This is a genomic window from Ruegeria sp. HKCCA6707 (assembly GCF_013033515.1).
In the GTDB taxonomy this organism is placed as follows: Bacteria; Pseudomonadota; Alphaproteobacteria; order Rhodobacterales; family Rhodobacteraceae; genus Ruegeria.
Genome location: NZ_WQEG01000002.1, coordinates 440822 through 461509, shown reverse-complemented (window position 1 = coordinate 461509; position 20688 = coordinate 440822). Strand labels below are relative to the sequence as shown.

Here is a 20688-nt window from a genome sequence, read left to right as displayed (position 1 = left end):
AAGAGCCGTAACCAGCGGCCCAACCTGTTCCAATGGGGAGTAATTGCCATGACACTGTACTCGGTTCGCACCTGCGCATCAGCCCTTGCGCTGGGCGCTACATTGCTTGCGTCACAGGCGCTGGCGAAATCGGACATCACCATCGCGATGCAGCTTGAGCCACCGCATCTGGACCCGACCAGCGCCGCGGCGCAGGCCATTGATTCGGTCGTTTACACCAACATCTTCGAAGGCCTCACTCGATTTATGGGCGACGGATCCGTGGTTCCGGGCCTGGCTGAAGGATGGGAGATTTCGGATGACGGCACCGTTTACACCTTTACGCTGCGCGACGGGGTGACGTTTCATGACGGATCGACGATGGATGCCGAAGACGTCAAGTTCAGTCTGGACCGCGCGACAGCAGAAGACAGTGCCAACGCGCAAAAGGCGCTGTTTGCCGGGATCGAAAGCGTCGAGGTTGTTGATCCCTTAACGGTCAAGATCACCCTGTCCGAGCCGAACGGCAATTTCCTGTTCAACTTGGCCTGGGGCGATGCGGTCATCGTCGCACCCGAAAGCATTGATGACATCAAGACCAACCCAGTGGGCACCGGTGCCTATACCTTTGGCGACTGGGTGCAAGGCGACAGCATCACGCTGAACCGCAACCCAAATTACTGGGGTGAACAGCCCGCATTAGAGACTGCAACGTTCAAGTTCATCTCGGACCCAACTGCGGCGTTCTCGGCCATGATGGCCGAAGATGTGGACGTGTTCGACAATTTCCCGGCACCTGAAAATCTTCCGCAGTTCGAAGCAGATCCACGCTTTCAGGTGTTGGTCGGATCGACAGAAGGCGAAACGATCCTGTCCACAAACAACAAACAAGCACCGTTTGACGACATTCGTGTGCGCCAAGCACTTGCCCACGCGATTGACCGGCAAGCCATCATTGACGGGGCAATGTTTGGATATGGCACGCCGATCGGCACCCATTTTGCACCGCACAACCCGGCTTATGTCGATCTGACAGAAAATTCGGCTTATGACCCCGAAAAAGCCAAAGCGATGTTGGCCGAGGCAGGTTTTGCCGATGGGTTTGAAACCACATTGCACCTGCCGCCACCATCCTATGCGCGCCGGGGTGGTGAGATCATCGCGGCTCAGCTGGCCGAGGTCGGGATCAAGGCCGAGATCATCAATGTGGAATGGGCCCAATGGCTGGAATCAGTGTTCAAAGGCAAAGAATTTGGCCTGACGATCGTCAGCCATACCGAACCGATGGATATCGGCATCTATGCGCGGCCTGAATACTATTTTCAGTACGATAGCACGGATTTTCAGGCGCTGATGGATACGCTGAACTCGACGACGGATCCGGATGAACGTACCCGGCTGATGGGTGAGGCGCAGCGTCTGATCGCGGATGACTATGTCAACGGTTACCTGTTCCAGCTGGCCAAGCTTGGGGTGGCCAAAGCAGGCGTTCAGGGCCTGTGGGAGAACGCTCCCACAGCGGCCATCGACCTGAGCGCCATCAGCTGGAGCGAATAACCAAATCGGGCGGGTCATAATGCTGGACCCGCCCGACCCGCGCCCCTAACGTGGCAGTAATGCTGCGCTACACTCTCAAACGATTGCTATCCTTGCTTGTCAGCCTGGCCGTTGCCTCGGTTGTCATTTTCGCTGTGATCGAGGTTGCACCGGGTGATCCGGCCTCGTTCATGCTGGGGGTTAATGCGCAAGAGGACACACTCGCGGCACTGCGGGCCGAGCTGGGGTTGGACGTGTCAAAAACCCAGCGGTATTTCAACTGGATCAGCGGGATGTTGGTCGGAGATTTCGGCACCTCTTACACCTATCGCACGCCGGTTTCGCAGATGATTGCTGACAGGTTATGGGTGTCGCTGCCGCTGGCGCTTTATGCGCTGACACTGTCGACCCTCATTGCTTTTCCAGCGGGGATCTACGCCGCTGCACGTCGGGGCAAACCGGGTGATCTGACAGTGATGGGCGCAACGCAGCTGGGCATCGCCGTTCCAAATTTCTGGTTTGCTATGATGCTGGTGCTGATTTTTGCCATCAACCTGCGCTGGTTCAATGCCGGAGGCTTCGCGGGTTGGGACAATGGGTTCTGGACCGGCCTGCATTCACTGACCCTGCCCGCGATTGCGCTTGCCTTGCCGCAGGCGGCGATCCTTGCGCGCGTCATGCGGTCGTCGCTGCTGGACATACTGGCTGAAGATTTCATGCGCACCGCTCGCGCCAAGGGTCTCACGCGTCGCCAAGCGCTGTGGCGGCACGGCGTGCGCAACGCTCTGATCCCGGTGCTGACCATCATCGGGTTGCAATTCTCGTTCCTGCTGGCTGGCTCGATCATCATCGAACAGGTGTTCTATCTGCCGGGACTGGGACGGCTGGTGTTTCAGGCGATCTCGGCCCGCGACCTGATCGTGGTCGAATCCGTGGTCATGCTGCTGGTCTTCGCGGTAATCACGGTGAATTTCCTGGTCGACCTCGCTTACGCCGCCGTTGACCCAAGGCTGAGGAGCAGGACATGAGCCGCAACCTGATCCTTGGTTCGGCGCTGTCGTCTCTGGTGGTGCTTGCCGCGCTGGTATCGTTCGTCTGGACGCCCTATGACCACGCCGCGCTGAATATCCCCGACAAGTTGCAGCCTCCGAACGCGCAACACTGGTTCGGCACCGACCATTTCGGGCGCGACATGTTCTCGATGATCATGGTGGGTGCGCGCACCTCGATTGCCGTGGCCTTGGTGGCGGTCGGCATCGGCATGGCGCTGGGCGTACCCTTGGGCCTGACCGCTGCAGCGCGCAAAGGGTCGTGGTTGGATGAAGTGATCATGCGCGGCAATGATCTGGTCTTTGCCTTCCCCTCGCTGGTCATTGCGATCCTGATCACTGCCGTCTTTGGCGCGGGTGCGATCAACGCCATCATCGCCATCGGCATCTTCAACATTCCCGTCTTCGCCCGCATCACCCGAGGCGCGGCCCTGTCCTTGTGGGAGCGCGAGTTCATTCTGGCCGCCCGTGTGGCAGGCAAAGGTGCCGCGCGGATATCGGCCGAACATATCCTGCCCAATGTTGCCAACCTGCTGATCGTTCAGGGCACCATCCAGTTCAGCCTGGGTATTCTGGCCGAGGCGGGGCTGTCCTATGTCGGTCTGGGCGCGCAGTCGCCCACGCCCAGTTGGGGGCGGATGCTGGCCGATGCGCAGACAATGGTCAGTTTTGCCCCACATTTGGCTCTGATTCCCGGTCTGGCGATCATTGTCACTGTGCTCGGATTGAACCTGTTGGGCGATGGGCTCCGCGACTGGCTGGACCCAAGAATTCGGGTGGCACGGGCGTGAGTTTGCTTCAGATCCAGAACCTCTCGTTGTCGATTCACGGCCAGCCGATCCTGAAGGATGTCAGCCTTTCCATCGATCCGGGTCAGATCGTGGCGGTCACTGGTGAAAGCGGGTCTGGTAAGTCGATGACTGCGCTTGCTGTGATGCAGCTTTTGCCGAACGGAGCCGACGCGACCGGGACAATCGAACTGGACGGTCAGGAACTTTTGGATCGCCCCGAGGCCCAGATGTGTGCCCTTCGCGGTGCCGCGATAGGCATGGTGTTTCAAGAGCCGATGACAGCGCTGAACCCGGTGAAAACCATTGGCGATCAGGTGATGGAAACCATCCTGATCCATAAAGCCATGCCACCGGCTCGGGCGCGTGCGCGCGCCCAAGAGGTGTTGGAACGCGTTGGCCTACCGCCAGACCGCTTTCCCCTTGGTCGCTATCCGCACGAATTGTCGGGCGGGCAACGTCAGCGCGTGGTCATCGCGATGGCCATCGCGCTGCGCCCCAAGCTGCTGATCGCAGATGAGCCGACAACCGCGCTGGACGTGACCACACAAGCCCAGATCCTTGATCTGCTGAAAGACCTCGTGCTCGAATATGGTATGGGCTTGCTGATGATCACTCATGATCTGGCCGTCGTGGCCGAAATGGCCAATCAGATCACGGTCATGCGCCATGGCGAAGTGATCGAGCGTGGGGCGACCCAGCACCTATTGCAAAATATGCAACACCCCTACACCCGGATGCTGTTCGAGGCGTCGGATCATCAGGTCAACCTGCCTGATCCGACAAGCCCGCAACCGCTGCTGGAGGTCACACAAGTTGTCAGGGAATACCGCCTACCGCGCACAGGGCTGTTCGACACCCCGGGTTCTCACCGTGCGGTTGACGGCGTCAGCTTTACCCTGAACCGTGGTGAGCGGTTGGGCCTGGTTGGCGAGTCCGGCTGTGGAAAATCGACCCTAACGCGGGCGATTTTGGGTTTAGAAGAGGTGCAATCCGGGCAAATCCTGTTGGATGGGCAGCCGGTCTTTTCTGGTCACCGGCCCAACTTGGCCGTGCGTCGCAAAATGCAGGTGGTGTTTCAGGATCCCTATGGCAGTTTCAATCCACGCCACCGGGTTGCCCGGCTGATCACAGAGCCGTTTCACTTGCTGGAAGTACCGCCGACTGGGACAGAACGACAAGAGCGTATCGCTGAAATGCTGACCGCCGTGGGCCTCCGCCCCGATGATGCGGGGAAGTACATCCATGAATTCTCGGGCGGGCAAAGACAGCGCATCGCCATTGCGCGCGCACTGATCACGCGCCCCGAACTGATCGTCTTTGACGAGGCGGTGTCGGCCCTAGATGTCTCGGTCCGGGCGCAAATCCTGGATTTACTGGCGGACCTCTGCGCCGCCTATGACCTGACCTACCTGTTCATCAGCCATGATCTGAGCGTTGTGCGCACCATCACTGACCGGGTTTTGGTGATGCAATCAGGCAAGATCGTCGAACAGGGCGAAACGGAACAGGTGTTTTCGAACCCTCAACATCCTTACACCCAAACGCTGATCGCCGCCGCGCCAAAACTACCAGATATCCACGTAGAAACCGCCTGAACGACCTTGTTAGAGACGAAAGGGAGAGCAAAATGACCCAGCAGCCATGGTTTGACCCTAGCTTGTGCCTGATCGGAGGAGATTGGGTTCCGGCGCGCTCTGGCCAGTTGCTTGCTTTGATCAATCCCTCGGATGGGGGCGAAATCTGCCAAATCGCGCGCGGGTCGTCTGATGATATCGATGCTGCGGTTGTGGCGGCGAGATCGACGATGAACGGGGAATGGGGGCGCATGACCGCGTTAGAGCGGGGTCGCATTCTGACCCGATTGGGGCAATTGGTACTGGACCGGGTCGAGGCTCTGGCCGCGCTGGAAGCGCTGGATGTGGGCAAGCCGCTGACGCAGGCGCGTGCCGACGCCATCGCGCTGGCGCGGTATTGCGAGTTCTACGGCGGTGCTGCCGATAAGGTGATGGGTGAAACGATCCCCTATCTGGATGGCTACACCGTTTACACCCTGCGCGAACCGCATGGGGTGACCGGCCATATCGTGCCGTGGAACTATCCGATGCAGATCATCGGACGCTCGGTCGGGGCGGCGCTTGCAATGGGCAATGCCTGCGTGTTGAAACCGGCGGAAGAGGCCTGTTTGACGGCACTTGCCTTTGCGCATCTGGCAGTCGAGGCCGGGCTGCCCGCCGGAGCGCTGAATGTCGTGCCCGGATTGGGCGCCGAGGCCGGGGCCGCCTTGTCCGGGCATCCGGGCGTCAACCATATCTCTTTCACCGGATCAGTTGCCACGGGCGCTTTGGTCCAGCAAGCCGCTGGGCGAAACGTGGTGCCGGTGACCCTGGAGTTGGGCGGGAAATCCCCGCAGCTGGTGTTTGACGACGCCGATCTGGATGCGGCGCTGCCCTTTCTGGTGAATGCCGGTATTCAAAATGCGGGGCAAACCTGCTCGGCTTCTTCGCGGATTCTGGTGCAGCGCGGGGTCTATGAGCAGGTCAAAACTCGCATGGCCGAGGCCTATGGGGCGCTGACTGTTGGCCCTGCGATGCAAGACCTGCGGGTTGGGCCATTGATCTCGGAGCGGCAGAAAGAGATTGTCAGCGCGTTCCTGGAAAAGGGCGCGGATCTGACGGTTGCCGCGCAGGGTGAAATTGTTGGCGGCGCGCCAGAAGGCGGCGCCTTTATTCAACCTACACTGTTTGCCGATGTGCCGCCCGATCACGTTCTGGCCCGGGATGAAATCTTTGGCCCCGTGCAGGTGATGATCCCGTTTGAGACGGAAGAACAGGCTTTAAATATTGCGAACTCCACCGAATACGGCCTTGTCGCCAGCATCTGGACGCGGGACGGCGCCCGCCAGATGCGACTTGCCAAAGCGCTGCACTCAGGGCAGGTCTTTATCAACAACTATGGCGCTGGAGGCGGGGTTGAGCTTCCTTTCGGTGGCGTCGGAAAATCCGGGCATGGCCGCGAAAAAGGGTTTGAGGCGCTCTATGGCTTTTCGCAACTGAAAACGGTGGCTGCCTATCACGGCTAGACGATGACCTCGATCGCCTGCTGCGCGCCGACGCCAAACACCCGTTTATAGCGCTCGATCTGGTCTTTGGGGCCCATGGCCTTTTCCGGGTTGTCCGACAGTTTCACCGTCGGCCGACCATTGGCTGACACCGCCTTGCACACCAGTGAAAACGGTGCGAGCGCGTCATCGGGTACCAAGCCGCGAAAGTCATTGGTCAGCAGCGTGCCCCATCCAAATGAGACATTGACCCGCCCGGAGAACTGTCTGTGTAGTTCATTGATCTTGTCCACATCCAGCCCGTCCGAGAAAATGACACGCTTTTGCGTCGGATCCTCGCCACGATCCTTCCACCAGTCGATGGCAATTTCGGCTGCGGCGGCCGGATCGCCGCTGTCGATGCGAATACCTGTCCAACCCGCCAGCCAATCTGGCGCGCGATCCAGAAAGCCCTTGGTGCCATAGGTGTCGGGAAGGATGATGCGCAGGTTCCCTTCGTGCTCATCGTGCCAATCACTTAGAACGTCATAGGGCGCCTGGGCCAGTTCCGCATCCGTATCGGCCAGCGCGGAATAGACCATGGGCAACTCATGCGCGTTGGTTCCGATGGCCTCAACCTCGCGCCGCATCGCGATCAGGCAATTGGATGTGCCGGAAAAGGCAGATCCCAACCCTTCGATCATGGCCTGCACGCACCAATCCTGCCACAGGAATGAGTGGCGCCTCCGGGTGCCGAAATCAGCGATTCCCAGACCGTCGATTTGACGCAGTTTCTCGATTTTTTCCCACACGCGTGTCATCGCGCGGGCATACAGCACCTGCAGTTCGAACCGGCGCATGCCATTCAGAACAGCGCGTGACCGCAGCTCCATCAACACGGCCAGGGCCGGTATTTCCCACAGCATGACCTCGTGCCATTTGCCTTCGAATGTCAGTTCATACTGATCCCCGCGGCGCTCAAGATGATAGGCGGGCAGGCGCATATTCTCGAACCATTCCATGAAATCCGAGCGGAACATCTGCCGTTTTCCATAGAACATATTGCCCCTTAGCCAGGTGCTTTCACCACGGCTCAGGCTGAGCGACCGAATGTGATCAAGTTGCTCGCGCAGCTCACCTTCGTCTATCAATCGGGCGAGCGGAACGTGATTCGACCGATTAATCAGCGAAAAAACCACATCCGTTTGGGGCTTATTTCGAAACACTGACTGGCACATGAGCAGTTTGTAGAAGTCTGTGTCGATTAAAGAACGTACAATTGGGTCAATTTTCCATTTATGATTGTACACCCGTGTCGCTATGTCGACCATGAGGAGCTCCTGCCATTTCTGTCGTTAGATCAATCTGAACGGCAATTGGCAAGAGTCGCGGAATTGGGAACAATGCCAAGGACAAGTCACATTGCGGGCTTAATACGAGTGCTCCTTGCCCAGTAGGTTATGGGCGGGATGGTGAAAGTTAAGAGTTGTGGATGAGTCTGAATTACGACTTTGATATTGTAACGATTGCGCCTGATGAGGTTGACCCGGAACATGGTTTCGCGTCGATGACAGGAACGCGCCCCGTGCGCGCGGTCTTCCGCGACTTCCAAACAGCTGAAGCGCTTCGCTCTGCGTCTCCCAAGATCCGCAGGATATTCCTGGAGTCGGGTTTCAGCCTCGAAACGCGTGAGACCGGTGTTGGAAGAGGCTTCTACCGCGCAGAAGACGCCGAAGCGCGCCAGCGCGTGCTAAAGCGGCTGTTTACCAATATTCGCAACATGGGTGTTCAGGGCGAATACTGTGGGGATTTCGACTTTTGGTCTTTTCTGGAACAGACCCGAAACGCGCAGCCTCTGCCGGCATCTGGACGTAAGGAATTTGCGCCGGTCGCCGATCAAACAGAAACGCAGCGACAACGCCGCCCGATTGCGGCTAAGATTGGGATTGCGATTGGTGTCGCCCTGGTTCTGTTTGCGCTGCTAAAATTGCTGGCTGCACAAGGTGCAAATCCCTGATCTCAGATCAGTTTCACACCGGCTTCCCGCACAGCCTGTTCGGCAGCGGCCAAAGATCCGTCCATATCGATGGCGCGACATGCATCAAGACGCACGGTGACGTCAAAGCCAAGCCTTGCGGCATCAACGGCTGAGAAATGAACGCAGAAATCCGTGGCCAGGCCAACCATCGTCAACGCGGTGATCCCGCGTGTGTTCAGATAGCCTTGCAGCCCCGTGGGCGTTGACTGGTCATTCTCGAAAAATGCCGAATAGCTGTCGATCGCGGGCCGGAACCCTTTGCGGATAATCAGATCTGCATCTGTGCGAAGGCCAGAGTGAAACGCCGCGCCGTTGGTGCCTTGAACGCAGTGGTCGGGCCAAAGCACTTGCGGTCCATATGGCATTTCAGTCATTTCAAAAGGTGATTTGCCCGGATGCGAACTGGCGAATGAGGAATGACCCGCCGGATGCCAGTCTTGCGTCAGGATCACGGCCTCAAAATCATCCATCATGGCGTTGATCGGCGCAACGATTTCGTCCCCGCCCGCGACGGCCAAAGCACCACCCGGGCAGAAATCATTCTGTACGTCGATCACGATCAGAGCATGGGTCATTTCGGTCTCCTGTTACTGCATGTATCGGTAGGTGGCCGGACGGGCTAGGTCAATGCGGTCTCTTGCGTCTGATCCGCGTCAGGAGTAGATCGCGCGCATGTATACTATCGCTGCTCTCTATCACTTTACGCGTTTCGATGATCCCGACGCTTTGCGTCCTGCATTGGTCGAGTTGTGCCGCGCCCAGAAGGTCAAAGGTACCTTGCTGCTGGCACGCGAAGGCATCAACGGGACAATTGCCGGTCCTCGCGTTGGCATTGACGCGGTCCTAACCCATATCCGTGCGCTGCCTGGTTGCGCAGATCTGGAATGGAAAGAGGCGACGTCGGATCACCCACCCTTTGGCAAAATGAAAGTGCGGCTGAAGAAAGAGATCGTCACCATGGGGCAACCCGATGTCGATCCACGGGCCAGTGTCGGACATTACGTCGAACCAGAGGATTGGAACGATCTTATCCGCTCTGACGATGTGGTGGTGATCGACACGCGCAACGACTATGAGGTGGCGATTGGGACATTTGAAGGCGCAATAGACCCTGAGACAGCCAGTTTCCGTGAATTTCCCACCTGGTGGGAGGCCAACAAAGACCGGTTCCACAACAAGCGCGTGGCCATGTTTTGTACCGGTGGTATCCGGTGCGAAAAGTCCACCAATTATCTGTTGGGGCAGGGGGTCGAGGATGTCTATCACCTCAAAGGTGGGATTTTGCGCTACCTCGAGGAAATGCCCGCTGAGCAAAGTACTTGGCAAGGTGAGTGCTTTGTCTTCGACAACCGCGTTTCCGTGGGCCACGGTCTGGTCGAAGGGCCGCATAAACTGTGTCACGGGTGCCGCCGCCCAATCCTGCCCGAAGATGTAAAGCGCCCTGAATACGAACATGGTGTTGCCTGTCATCAGTGTGTCGATGAGACCTCGGAACAGGACAAGATGCGGTTTCGCGAACGCCAAAAACAGATTCTCTTGGCCCGCAAACGCGGGGATGAGCATTTGGGAACGGACTGAATTTGGCTTGCAGCCGAGTTTTGAATTCCAGATGATCCCGCTTGTAACCCCGTGCCGGAGCGTTCATGTCCCGCGAACCCAGAACCCTTGAGGAATGGAAATCCACGCTACTCGCAGCGCTTGGCCTGATGCTGGCCAGCTTTATCGCGTGGTTCGGCCTGTCGCGCCTGAATGAGACCACCGCAGGCGATACAATCGGTACCCTTGCGTCGGTCGGTTTGCTGATCTGGATCGCGTCGCAATCCTGGTTCTACGTTACTCAGGTCAAATCGCCGCGGCGGTTGCTATTGCTGATGGGGATTTCCTTTATTCAGGTTGTCCCCTTCCTGTTTGCCGCTGTTTATGGCGCGTTTGGCTATAACGACAACTGCGTCGTTGGCGCGGGTGGACCGGCAGACATTTTGTACTTCTCTTATGTTACTTTCACCACAGTCGGGTATGGCGACATGTCTCCAACCGGTCTGTGCCGCGGGTTGGCCGTGGCCGAAGCGGTGACGGGCTACATCCTGCTGGGCATGTTCGTCGCGGCGGCTGTTGCTATCTATTCTCGCGAACACAATCATTGAAAGAAGCGAAGCAGATCTATTTGTTCTGATCGATCCAGCGCGACATCAGCTGCTTGTCTTTGAAGCATTCCGCAGGGATCGGTCGCCGTTTGCTGCGAGAGATACGTTCCGCAAAAGCAATCTGTTTGCCTGTTGGGTAGTTCGCAAACGGTGACGTATCTTCCGGTTTATGAGCCGATATCCAGGCAGACATGGACTTCCGATCGCGTTGCGCCTCAACCGGGATATCCAGAGCTGATTTTTCTGCAATGGCACGGGCATAGCGCATTTGCCGGTCGGTGACCGGTAACAGGTGGTAGTCGTTGCTGGGTGCATCGAACCAGCTTTGACGGGCAGCATTTGTCATCGCTCGAATACCTCCGTTCCACACAGGAACAAATATAGAACATTTGTGGAACTTTTTCAAGAATACCGTCAGTTTCGACACTTGATTTGCCGATACCCAAACAGCCTGTCCCGTCGTTATTCGACTTCGCGTGCGCGCATTTTTGCGTGTCTTACCTCAATGAAGAGTGAGATTTTGGCAATTCAACCCAAACGGATTCACGTCTTTGCGCGTTTTTTGTCATTGAGCACAAATTTGCTGATTCAGAGCCTGAATTTGTCAGACTTTCGGGTCTATTTCGTCTAATCCGCGCGGTTCTCGACATTTCACGTCGGGATCAGATCATATTCCCGGCCGGTCCTGTGGCTGAATTCCTGTACATGCACTTGTTTGGGGGTTTGATCATGAACGATACGTTTGGCCGCGTCGCCGAGCTGACGCTGAATACTCCAACCAATGCGATACCGGAGTCTACGCTAGAAACCGCAGCTTTGCTTTTTCTCGATACGCTGGGTGTCCTGATCGGTGCGGCCCCGATGGAGGCTGGTGTGATCGCGCGCGACACAGCGGCATTGCTCTACGTCAGTTCCGATCCAGCATTTTCAGCAGGCATGTTGTTCGATGGGCGCCGGGTCAGTTTGGCGGGGGCGGCCTACGCGACAGCGACGCAGACTGACAACCTCGACGCTCATGACGGATACAACCCCACCAAGGGTCATATCGGTGTTGCAATCGTGCCAGCTTTGGCCGCTTTGGCTGAGCAGCGACCAGAATTGAGCGGGCCCGAGGCCTTGGCCGCCATGACAATAGGTTACGAGATTGCCGGGCGCGCGGGTTTGGCTTTGCATCACAGCGTCAGCGACTATCACACATCAGGAGCTTGGAACGCGCTGGGAGTGGCGGCCATGGCTGCGCGGCTGCGCGGGCAGACCCCAGATCAGTTGCGCCATGCTCTGGGGATCGCTGAATATCATGGTCCGCGCAGTCAAATGATGCGCGAGATCGCAAACCCAACAATGTTGCATGACGGATCTGGATGGGGTGCAATGGTGGGCCTGTCTGCATCAGTTCTGGCAGAGCGTGGGTTTACCGGTGCACCTGCCATCACGCTTGAAGACGATGATGTCGCACAGTTTTGGTCGGATCTGGGTTCGGATTGGCTGATCGACGATCAGTATATCAAACCCTATCCGATCTGCCGCTGGGCCCATGCTGCGATTGACGGAGTACGCCAGTTGATGCAGCAACATGATCTGTCTCATGAGCAGATCAAAGAACTGAGAGTCTTCAGCTTTCATGAGGCCGCCCGCCTGTTCCCCGGTATGCCAAAGACAACATCGCAGGCACAATACTCGCTGCCTTTTGCGGTGGCCGCCCACGCTGTGCACGGTCGCATTGGTGTCGAACATATCTCGGGCGCCGGGCTGGCAGACCCGTCGGTGGCAAAGCTTGTCCAGCGGATCACCGTTTCTGAACGTGACCGCCACAACGCGCGGTTCCCTTTGGGCCGATGGGCCGATGTCGAGCTGAAGACGAATGACGGTCAGGTCTATGAGTCCGGCGACATCAACGCCCGTGGCGGAGCAGAAGAGCCGCTTGGCCGGGATGAAATTGTCGCCAAATACAATGAATTTGCCGTGCCCGTGTTAGGCCGGACCAGAGCCTCTCAGATCTGCGCGACCGTGTTGTCTCTACCTTCAAAACAAACCCGGTTTTCCGACCTCGCACATCTTATTTACGATCCGCCTGGAATATGACCGATCAGAAAATAACGGAATTATTTCCCGTATTAGAGACAAAAAAGCTTTCCCCGCTATTCCAACACAGCCTCATCTGACCTGTGTAAATCGTCCAATAGAGTGAACATCTCAGAGATCTGACTGCGAGTCGCGTCACTCTGTTTCAACAAAGCTTCAGAATCGGCGAGCGGTGTATCCGACGCGCGTCGCATCGGTGTCGCCAAAGCCGCGCTCAATCGCGATAGATTGCGATATGGCTCGCTGGTCTCCGGCAGATCCTCAACCGCCGCGCCCGAAAGCCAGAGATAGCGCGCAGCGCTCTCGCTTTGACCCAAGTCCTGCAGAACCTGCGCCGCGCCTTCATAATTCTCGCCCAGATTCATGGCCTCTGCCCGCAATAGCCGCGCTTCGTCTGATTCATCGCGCGAAAGCGTAAGCAGCGCCTGATTGGGAGATCCCTCATCCAAGTAGATACGCGCGCGTAACCTTCTGTTTGCATCTTCGGCATTGGTGGTATTGATCGTCGCAGTTATCTCAGCCGCGCGCTTGAGAAAGCCCAGCTCGACCAGGCGGGCAGAAATGGATGCAGCAGATCTCTGCGGCAATTTCTTATGCGCGGCGGCGCTCATGTTCAGCGCACGTCCCAGAAAGGTGATATCATCTGCCCGCTCAGTCACAAGATCCAGAACCTGATGACGTGTGCGCTGCCAGTCTTTGTCATCTGGTGCAGCGTCTAAACGTTTGTGAGCCGTGGCGAAATCTTGACTCAGAGCCAGGGCCAGAACATGCGCCCGCGCCATCATCGGCCCCATCTTGGACCGGCGCAGTTCAACCTCATATGTAGCGGCCAATTCCACTTCTTTTGGTGCGATCGTACCCCGATCAGACCAGCGTTTTTCGATCAATCGCGCCAGCGCCAGCGGTGCATCTTCTCCGGCCTCGGCTGTGGTGACAACTTCTGTCAACAACGCGTCTGTGCGTTCCTGTTCTCCTTCCGCCTGGGCTATTTCCGCCTTGGCAAGCGTGACATCCGGGCCCGGCTTTGCTTCGCCCCGCTCGATGGCGCGCAACACACGGCGCGAGGCCTCCAATTCATCAGCTTCCACCAAAATCTCAGACAATCTTGGTCCCAGATGTTTGCGAAGATGGAGTGGCAGCTTTGAGTAGGATTGCTCAATCGCATCCAAATTCGCATCGGGGGCCAACTGGCCTTCGGACAACAGGCCCCACAGCGCAGAGTCGGAGTCACATCTTTGCTGCCCGTCAAACGGCCCTGGCGCGCGGGCTGGTTCTTCGTCCATGATACGCGCGATGGCAGCCACTAGTTCACCATCCGAGGTGTCTGAACCCGTAAGATCGAGCAAATGCAACGCTTCAGCGCCAAACCCGAAATAGGCATAAAGTTTTGCTAGCTGTATCGCCCGCTCCTGATCGACCTTGTCAAACTCCATAAACAAGCCGGCACGCAGATTTGCGACTTGTTCGACAAAAGGCTGTTCGGTTGACCAGTCGTCAAAACCCAGATCTGCATCGGTCAGGCAAACCGGAACCGGATCCAGCGCGTCCAGCCGGAGGTCTCCCAACCCTTCAACATCGTCCAGCACCGAAGAAAGCCGGATGTTTTCAGGCAGCGAGTTCGGCAAGAGCAGAGACAAATCGCTTACTGAATCGCGGCGACCGACTCCTGCAATGTCCAGATCAACAACGCTTCGGTCCGCACCTTGGAGGACCCGTTCCATTAACTGTGCTTCAAAGCTGGGGGCATTCAGGTCCCGCAACGGTAGGGCGAGGGCCTCAGAGATTGGAAAAGGCGGTTTTTCAACCACTGAATTCTCTGTGAAATCAAAGATATCCGCTGTGGGCGGAGGCACAAATTCTCCCGGAGCGATGTCGATCACGATCATGGTTTGCCGATGCAAGAACGCCGAAGCGATGCAGTCACAGGCAAATTCCAGTTCCAGGGGCCCGCCCGGTTTGGGTTGGGTCAGCTTTGACAAACGGTTTTGGAAAAGGCGGTCAAATACTGGGCTCGTATCAAATGTCACGTCCGTAAGATCAACCGATACTGATGCCCCGTCTTGACGCTGAGACAGCTGCCAATCCGTGCCCTGCGGTACCTGCAGGACAAGGCGGGTGTAACCCTCATGCTCGCCCGACCGCACTGGGATTTCCTGAGCTTTCGCGGCAGCGGCAAAAAGACAGACAGCAAATATCGCGATCAGCCGGAATATCATGCCGCCGCCTGCTTGAGCTCTTTCAGCGCCTCTTCCAACTCCGAGAAGCCGGGACGGTTATGAGTTGGTGTATTTTGCCGCCCAACCTCGATGCACATAGCGGCGTTGTGGTTGTGCAGATTGGCAACCAGAACTTCCTTGATGAGCTGATAGAAATGGTTGTCTTCCTCAACGACAGCCTTCACCTTTCCCGCAAAGGGGCCGACCAGACCATAGGCCAGAAAGACCCCCAAAAAGGTGCCAACCAGCGCCCCGCCGATCAGCTTGCCCAATACTTCGGGCGGTTGATCGATCGAACCCATTGTTTTGATAACACCCAGAACCGCGGCAACGATTCCCAAGGCAGGCAAGCCATCGGCCATCGTTTGCAGGGCGTGGCTGGAATGCAGTGCGTGGTGGAAATTGGCCTCCATCCGTTTTTCCAGCACCTCTTCAACCTGATGGGGATCGTCATAGTTCATCGACGCCGACCGCATGGTATCACAGATTAGATCAACGGCTTCCTTGTCGGCCTGGATTTTGGGATAGGCCGAAAACAGGCTCGAACTTTGGGGATCTTCGATATGTTGTTCGACCTCCACCGGGTTGGCGCGCGCGATACGGATCAGCGAAAACAGCAGGCACAAAAGGTCACGATAGTCATCGGGTTTCCATTTCGGTCCCTTGAAAACCTTGCCGATATCCTTTGCGGTGTGTTTGACGGCGCTCATGTCGTTGCTGATCAAAAAGGCACCGACAGCGGCCCCCCCGATCATCATCATCTCGAACGGCAGTGATTTCATGATGATGGTCATCTTGCCACCCGCAGCCAGATAGCCGCCGAAAACCATGACGAAAATAACGACGATTCCAACAATGCCGATCATGAGAAATCTCCGGTGTTTTGAAGTGCGTGAGGGGAAACCATGGTGCCTATTCCTGCGGCGCGCGCGCGTTACGGCCAGCCATGACGACGCTGATTGTATAGGCGGCCTCGGGGCTTAGCCCGGCCATGACACCTGCGGCTGTATCGGCGGGCATCCGGCCCAAAAAACCTGCTGCGAAAACGGGATCCATGGTCTCGAACAAAGCGGCGGCGTCTTTGGGCTTCATGTTCTGATAAACCTCTGTCAGGCGCGAAAGATCCTTCTCGGCGGCCTTGTCGGCCAGACTAAGTGTTTCGCGCAGCGCTTCTTCGGCCTGTTCAAGCGTGACCAGGCGGGTTTCAATTGCGTCGTTTGCGATCTCAAGCGCCCGTTCGGTATTCTGGATTTCTTCTTCGCGTAGTTTGAGGTCTTTCTCGCGGGCTTGAAGCTCGCTCAGCAACAGCTGCAATTCAGCGGCTGTGGTGCTTGCGGGCGCCTCGGGCTTGGGGTCCATCTGATCCGGGTCCACCCCCCTTGCCAGCGCGGGCCCTGCCTCCAGACCGACCCGAATGGCGGCTGATCCCAGCATCAAAAGCGCGATGACTGCCAAAACGCCACCGCGTGGCCGTGGTTTGTTGGGAGCGACCGGGATCATTTCGCTGGCCCCGCCTGAGGTTTGGCATGGCGAAAGAACATCAGCCCGCCCGGAGATCTCTCAATTTCTGTCGAACCGACCGGTTTCTCAGGCTTTTCCGGCGCAGCAGGATCGACTGTGTCGTTCGAATTAGACACTGTCTGCGACACCTTGGGGTTTCGCGTTTCGGTCTGTTCCACCTGAGCTTGAGAGTGTTCGGGCGTCAGATCGTGCATCGACGCCATCATCAGTTCGAGCCGCTGAGCAACAGCCTCGGCACGTTGGGTCAACTCCTGCAGCGCAGCGCCCGACTGATCTGATGCCGCGCGGGCTGAGTCCAATGAGGTTTTCAACTCATCAGCCTGCGCCGACAGGACGGAAACAGCCCCTCCTACACCTTGTTCGAGATCGGTAAACCGTTTCAGACGGCGCGCCAGAACAAAGCAGTACAGACCCGCTCCAAGCGCACCGGCGACCAGCAGAATATCCGCAATCAGTTCCAACTTTGTCTCCTAATTCAATACGAATTCCATCACGAGAACGTCGCGAACGCGGCCTTCTCCGACGACAATGGCGATGCGGCGCAGCAGGTGGCCGCGAATGCGCATCAGGGCCAGCGAATCCTCAAGATCAGTCAGTTCGACGGCCCGCATGTAGTTGTTCAAAACGTCCATGATTCGCGGCTGCATCTTTTCCACATCCGCCATGTAGTCGGCGTTCACCTCAAGCTGAGCGTGAAACTTCAAATGCCGCGAATCGCCAGCGTTCACCGAAACGATCACCGGAGGCAGGTCGACGAAACCAACATCTGGCAGGGCTTTGACGTCCTTTTTTTCATCCTTGGTCTTGGCCATATCTTCGGGTTTTTCCGATCCGTAAGGCAGCAGACCTGCGGTCGTCGCGAAGAATCCGCCAGCCGCACCGGCAAGAGCCAGAATCACCCCAAGGATCATTCCCAATTTCCCCGATTTCTTAGGGGCTTCTGCCTCATCTGCGGTCGCGTCGGTCATGACATCCTCATCCATGCGTCTGGCCCTTGTCATAACCCCGCAGGGACTAACCGATTGTTAAGGGCAATCGTTCAAACAAGGGACGTGCCGCACAGAATGTCGGCGAGTCGGAGGTGAGCGTGCAGCAGATCGGAACTGTCTGGGCAAGTTTGGACAGGCGTAAACAAATAATCGTGGCTGGTGCTGTCGTGCTGGTTTTTCTGGGAATCCTCGGCATGTCGCGTCTGGTGACGGCGCCCTCCATGACCCTGCTTTATGCTGGGTTGGAAAGCGGGGCCGCTGGCGACATCGTGCGCTCGCTGGATCAAAGAGGGGTCGCCTACGAGATTCGCGGCGGGTCGATCTACGTACCCAGCACGCAGCGGGATGAGCTGCGGATGACATTGGCCAGTGAAGGATTGCCCGCAAATGGTAGCCGCGGGTACGAGCTGCTTGATTCCCTTAGTGGGTTTGGCACCACCTCGCAGATGTTTGACGCCGCATATTGGCGCGCAAAAGAAGGCGAGCTGGCCAGAACCATCGTCGGAAGCCCTCATGTCAGTCAGGCGCGGGTGCATATCGCCAATGGCACCGCCAACCCGTTTCAGCGCAGTGTGACCCCGACTGCTTCGGTCTATCTGGCGGCGTCGGGCGCGCAGATCACTGGCGACCAGGCCAAAGCGATCCGATTTCTTGTTTCTTCGGCTGTCAGCGGCTTGACCCCCGAAAACGTTGCCGTGATCGATTCGAGCGGCGCAGTGATCGGTGCGCAGGATGATCCAGTGGCCGGGGATAGCGCGGATGAAAAGGCGCGCCAGTTGCGCGAACGCGTTTTGCGTTTGGTCGAGGCGCGGGTTGGCGCAGGAAACGCGGTGGTCGAGGTCAGCGTCGATACGGTGACCGAAACTGAATCGATCCGTGAACGGCGGTTTGATCCACAAAGCCGGGTGGCGATCAGCACCGATGTCGAAGAACGCTCGGACAGCGCGCGCAACCAGTCGTCTGAGGTGACGGTCGCGTCGAACCTGCCAGATGGTGATGGTGCCGGAGGGGACGAATCCAACTCGACGGCGACCCAAACCCGTGAACGCGTGAACTATGAGGTGTCCGAGACCGAACTCGAGGTTCATCGGGCACCCGGCGCCATCAAGCGGCTGACCGTTGCGGTGCTGGTCAATGGTATACAGACCGAGGCGGGGTTCGAGCCGATGCCGCAGGTTGAACTTGACGCGTTGGAAGAACTGGTGGCCTCGGCCGTTGGGTACGACGCCGAGCGGGGCGATGTGATCACCCTCAAATCGCTGGACCTGCCGGTGGTCGAACCGGCTGGAACCCTGGTGGCTTCTTCGCTGTGGCAGAACATCCACCTGGACGTGATGTCCCTGATCCAGATGGCGGTTTTGGCGCTTGTTTCCCTTGTTTTGGCTCTGTTCGTGATCCGACCGATCCTGACCAATCAGGCAGCCCCGGCTTTGCCATCTCCCGCCACAGCGAACACCGGCAATGCGCCGCTGGTTGGTGAGATAGCGGCAGATGATGGGCAGGAATTCACGGCTTTGCCAGGACAGCCGGCTCAGAATGTTCCAGCGTTGTCCGAGGCACGCAGTGACGATGCCGTCGACCGTTTGCGCTCGATGATTGGAGACAAGCAGGAAGAAACGGTCGAGATACTGTGCAGTTGGCTTGAGGAAAGCGAGGAGACGGCCTGATGTCGATTGCGCATCTTCTCGAGGATTTCACCACTCAGGTTGGTGGCAGTGCGTTGCATCTTCTGGATGAAGAAGCACTGGAGGAACAGCGCCTGATCGCATTCGAGCGCGGATATGGTGCTGGTTGGGACGACGCCACTCAAGCTCAGGACGCAGGCCGCGACAAGCTTACGGGCGATTTGTCAGCGGCCTTGTCGGATGTGTCGTTCACCTATCACGAAGCGCTGACACGGATGACCGTTTCGCTTGAACCGATGTTCGAAAGCCTGGTCCAGACGGTTTTGCCGGAAGCGCTGGATCAGAGTTTTGCGCGCAGACTGATCGAACAGCTTGTTGAGATGGCGCGCAACCAAATCGCGCAACCCATTCAATTGCGCGTGCCTCAGGGAACAGCCGCGCTGATCGATGACTTGCTGCCAGAAGGTCTGCCCTCCAAAGCTCAGGTCGTCGAAGACCCCGGTCTGATGCCGGGGCAGGCAGCATTACAGGTCGGGCAGGAGCGTCGCGAGATTGATCACATCGCGTTGCTGTCCACCATCGCGGCGGCTTTTGACGCCTATCTGTTTGAAGTAATAGAGGCTTTGACCCATGACTGACTCGCAAAACACAACCCAGGACAAACCCAACCCGTTCGAGGCCATCCCAATTGAGGTAACGGTATCCGTTGGCCGCGCGCGCCCTTTGATCCGAGATCTGTTGAGCATGGGTGAGAACGCGGTTCTGACCCTGGACAAGCGGATCGAGGATCCTGTCGATCTCTATGTTGGTGATCAACTCGTCGCCAGAGGTTTGCTGGAGAAGTGGAGGGGGACCAAGCCGGTCAACTGGCAGTACGTTTGACCGAAATCTCAGATCTTCAAAACGGGATCGGATAATGCGCTTGCTGGCCTGGCTACCGGTTCTGGCGCTGTTGATGACGCCGTCACATGCGGTTGCGCAAGAACTGTCCGTGTCGCTGGGCGAGGGCGGGTCCATCTCGGCCCGATCAATACAGTTGATCCTGCTGATCACGGTGCTCAGCCTGGCGCCGGGTTTGGCGATCATGATCACCTGTTTCCCGTTTCTGATCACGGTCCTTTCGATCTTACGGCAAGGGATTGGTTTGCAGCAATCACCGCCGAACATGTTGATTGTCAGCCTTGCGCTGTTCCTGACCTATTTCATCATGGAGCCGGTATTTACCGAAGCCTGGGTCACCGGCATCCAGCCAATGATTGAAGAAACGCTGGAGGTAGAGCCCGCGTTGACGCGGGCGATGGTGCCGTTTCGTGAGTTCATGGCTGCGCGGCTGGATGCGGATACATTCCAGGCGATGGCTGCCTTGCGTCCAAACGGCGACACCCTGCAGCCGACCCCGGACGCCCCGCTTTCGGTTTTGATGCCGTCTTTCATGCTTTCGGAAATTGCACGCGCCTTTCAGATCGGGTTTCTGGTCTTTCTGCCGTTTTTGATCATCGATCTGGTTGTCGCGGCTGTGCTCATGTCTATGGGCATGATGATGGTGCCGCCAGCCACTGTTGCGCTGCCATTCAAACTGGCGTTTTTTGTGATTGCCGATGGATGGGCACTGATCGCAGGCGCGTTGGTGCGCAGCTATGTGCCCTGACCCGTCCAGTCTCGCCTCGCGGCTCTGGTCGCG

At 57.6% G+C, this 20688-nt stretch carries 20 protein-coding genes and 1 pseudogene; 13 read left to right on the top strand and 8 right to left on the bottom strand.

Features of this window, described 5'->3' with window-relative positions; translation table 11 throughout:
• Positions 1-48 precede the first annotated feature (48 nt).
• Genes GOW40_RS08235 through GOW40_RS08215 form a run of 5 tightly spaced genes read left to right on the top strand, consistent with a single transcriptional unit; the run spans position 49 to position 6434 of the window.
• Positions 49-1536 (top strand): ABC transporter substrate-binding protein, encoded by a 1488-nt coding sequence (locus GOW40_RS08235; RefSeq protein ID WP_171131889.1) that lies wholly within the window; start codon positions 49-51, stop codon positions 1534-1536.
• Between the two features lie 59 nt (positions 1537-1595).
• Entirely contained in the window at positions 1596-2543 is a 948-nt protein-coding gene (locus GOW40_RS08230) for an ABC transporter permease (protein ID WP_171131892.1), read from the top strand.
• A complete protein-coding gene (locus GOW40_RS08225; protein WP_171131893.1) occupies positions 2540-3355 on the top strand; it encodes an ABC transporter permease in 816 nt (271 codons plus the stop codon). Before GOW40_RS08230 ends, GOW40_RS08225 begins: the two co-directional genes overlap by 4 nt.
• A complete protein-coding gene (locus GOW40_RS08220) occupies positions 3352-4950 on the top strand; it encodes a dipeptide ABC transporter ATP-binding protein (protein ID WP_171131895.1) in 1599 nt (532 codons plus the stop codon). Before GOW40_RS08225 ends, GOW40_RS08220 begins: the two co-directional genes overlap by 4 nt.
• 32 nt (positions 4951-4982) lie before the next feature.
• Entirely contained in the window at positions 4983-6434 is a 1452-nt protein-coding gene (locus GOW40_RS08215) for an aldehyde dehydrogenase family protein (RefSeq protein ID WP_171131897.1), read from the top strand.
• On the opposite strand, the gene pncB is transcribed toward GOW40_RS08215, so the two are convergent.
• Positions 6431-7723 carry a nicotinate phosphoribosyltransferase gene (gene pncB / locus GOW40_RS08210; RefSeq protein WP_171131899.1) on the bottom strand — a complete coding sequence of 431 codons (1293 nt, stop codon included), beginning with the start codon at positions 7721-7723 and terminating at the stop codon, positions 6431-6433. The two genes, GOW40_RS08215 and pncB, sit on opposite strands and share 4 nt — an antisense overlap.
• Positions 7724-7884: 161 nt before the next feature.
• Here pncB and GOW40_RS08205 point away from each other — a divergent pair, with 161 nt between their 5' ends.
• On the top strand, positions 7885-8409 hold the full coding sequence (locus GOW40_RS08205) for a hypothetical protein (protein WP_171131902.1): 525 nt from the start codon (positions 7885-7887) through the stop codon (positions 8407-8409).
• 2 nt (positions 8410-8411) lie between these two features.
• Here the strand turns inward: GOW40_RS08205 and pncA are convergent, their stop codons facing one another.
• Positions 8412-9005: a bifunctional nicotinamidase/pyrazinamidase gene (gene pncA / locus GOW40_RS08200; RefSeq protein WP_171131904.1), complete on the bottom strand. Its 594-nt coding sequence runs from the start codon at positions 9003-9005 to the stop codon at positions 8412-8414.
• A 97-nt stretch (positions 9006-9102) separates the two neighbouring features.
• On the opposite strand from pncA, the gene GOW40_RS08195 reads away from it, so the two are divergent.
• Positions 9103-10008, top strand: a complete 906-nt coding sequence (locus tag GOW40_RS08195) for a rhodanese-related sulfurtransferase (protein WP_171131906.1) — start codon at positions 9103-9105, stop codon at positions 10006-10008.
• A 65-nt stretch (positions 10009-10073) separates the two neighbouring features.
• Positions 10074-10574 carry a potassium channel family protein gene (locus tag GOW40_RS08190; protein WP_171101641.1) on the top strand — a complete coding sequence of 167 codons (501 nt, stop codon included), beginning with the start codon at positions 10074-10076 and terminating at the stop codon, positions 10572-10574.
• 16 nt (positions 10575-10590) lie between these two features.
• Here the strand turns inward: GOW40_RS08190 and GOW40_RS08185 are convergent, their stop codons facing one another.
• Complete coding sequence (locus GOW40_RS08185) at positions 10591-10920, bottom strand: hypothetical protein (RefSeq protein ID WP_171131908.1); 330 nt, start codon at positions 10918-10920, stop codon at positions 10591-10593.
• Positions 10921-11303: 383 nt separating this feature from the next.
• On the opposite strand from GOW40_RS08185, the gene GOW40_RS08180 reads away from it, so the two are divergent.
• Positions 11304-12656 (top strand): MmgE/PrpD family protein, encoded by a 1353-nt coding sequence (locus GOW40_RS08180; RefSeq protein ID WP_171131910.1) that lies wholly within the window; start codon positions 11304-11306, stop codon positions 12654-12656.
• 56 nt (positions 12657-12712) lie between these two features.
• On the opposite strand, the gene GOW40_RS08175 is transcribed toward GOW40_RS08180, so the two are convergent.
• From GOW40_RS08175 to fliL, 5 genes are read right to left on the bottom strand one after another with little or no spacing between them, the layout of a single operon-like run.
• The gene (locus GOW40_RS08175; protein ID WP_171230928.1) at positions 12713-14872 is read right to left on the bottom strand and encodes a hypothetical protein; all 2160 of its coding nucleotides are present in this window, start codon (positions 14870-14872) and stop codon (positions 12713-12715) included.
• Entirely contained in the window at positions 14869-15738 is an 870-nt protein-coding gene (gene motA, locus GOW40_RS08170; RefSeq protein WP_171136613.1) for a flagellar motor stator protein MotA, read from the bottom strand. The genes GOW40_RS08175 and motA overlap by 4 nt, the downstream gene beginning before the upstream one ends.
• A 46-nt stretch (positions 15739-15784) precedes the next feature.
• The gene (locus GOW40_RS08165) at positions 15785-16372 is read right to left on the bottom strand and encodes a MotE family protein (protein ID WP_171131916.1); all 588 of its coding nucleotides are present in this window, start codon (positions 16370-16372) and stop codon (positions 15785-15787) included.
• The gene (locus GOW40_RS08160) at positions 16369-16854 is read right to left on the bottom strand and encodes a hypothetical protein (protein ID WP_171131918.1); all 486 of its coding nucleotides are present in this window, start codon (positions 16852-16854) and stop codon (positions 16369-16371) included. The genes GOW40_RS08165 and GOW40_RS08160 overlap by 4 nt, the downstream gene beginning before the upstream one ends.
• 9 nt (positions 16855-16863) lie before the next feature.
• Positions 16864-17361 carry a flagellar basal body-associated protein FliL gene (gene fliL, locus GOW40_RS08155; RefSeq protein WP_171131920.1) on the bottom strand — a complete coding sequence of 166 codons (498 nt, stop codon included), beginning with the start codon at positions 17359-17361 and terminating at the stop codon, positions 16864-16866.
• Positions 17362-17480: 119 nt separating this feature from the next.
• Between fliL and fliF the strand changes: the two genes are divergently transcribed.
• From fliF to fliP, 4 genes and pseudogenes are all read left to right on the top strand, one after another.
• Positions 17481-19049 (top strand): flagellar basal-body MS-ring/collar protein FliF, encoded by a 1569-nt coding sequence (fliF, locus tag GOW40_RS08150; RefSeq protein WP_171131922.1) that lies wholly within the window; start codon positions 17481-17483, stop codon positions 19047-19049.
• Entirely contained in the window at positions 19049-19645 is a 597-nt protein-coding gene (locus GOW40_RS08145; protein WP_171230927.1) for an ABC transporter ATP-binding protein, read from the top strand. Before fliF ends, GOW40_RS08145 begins: the two co-directional genes overlap by 1 nt.
• Positions 19638-19924, top strand: a pseudogene (locus tag GOW40_RS08140) (FliM/FliN family flagellar motor switch protein). The gene GOW40_RS08145 and the pseudogene GOW40_RS08140 overlap by 8 nt, the downstream one beginning before the upstream one ends.
• On the top strand, positions 19924-20655 hold the full coding sequence (fliP, locus tag GOW40_RS08135; protein WP_171131926.1) for a flagellar type III secretion system pore protein FliP: 732 nt from the start codon (positions 19924-19926) through the stop codon (positions 20653-20655). The pseudogene GOW40_RS08140 and the gene fliP overlap by 1 nt, the downstream one beginning before the upstream one ends.
• Positions 20656-20688: the final 33 nt, after the last annotated feature.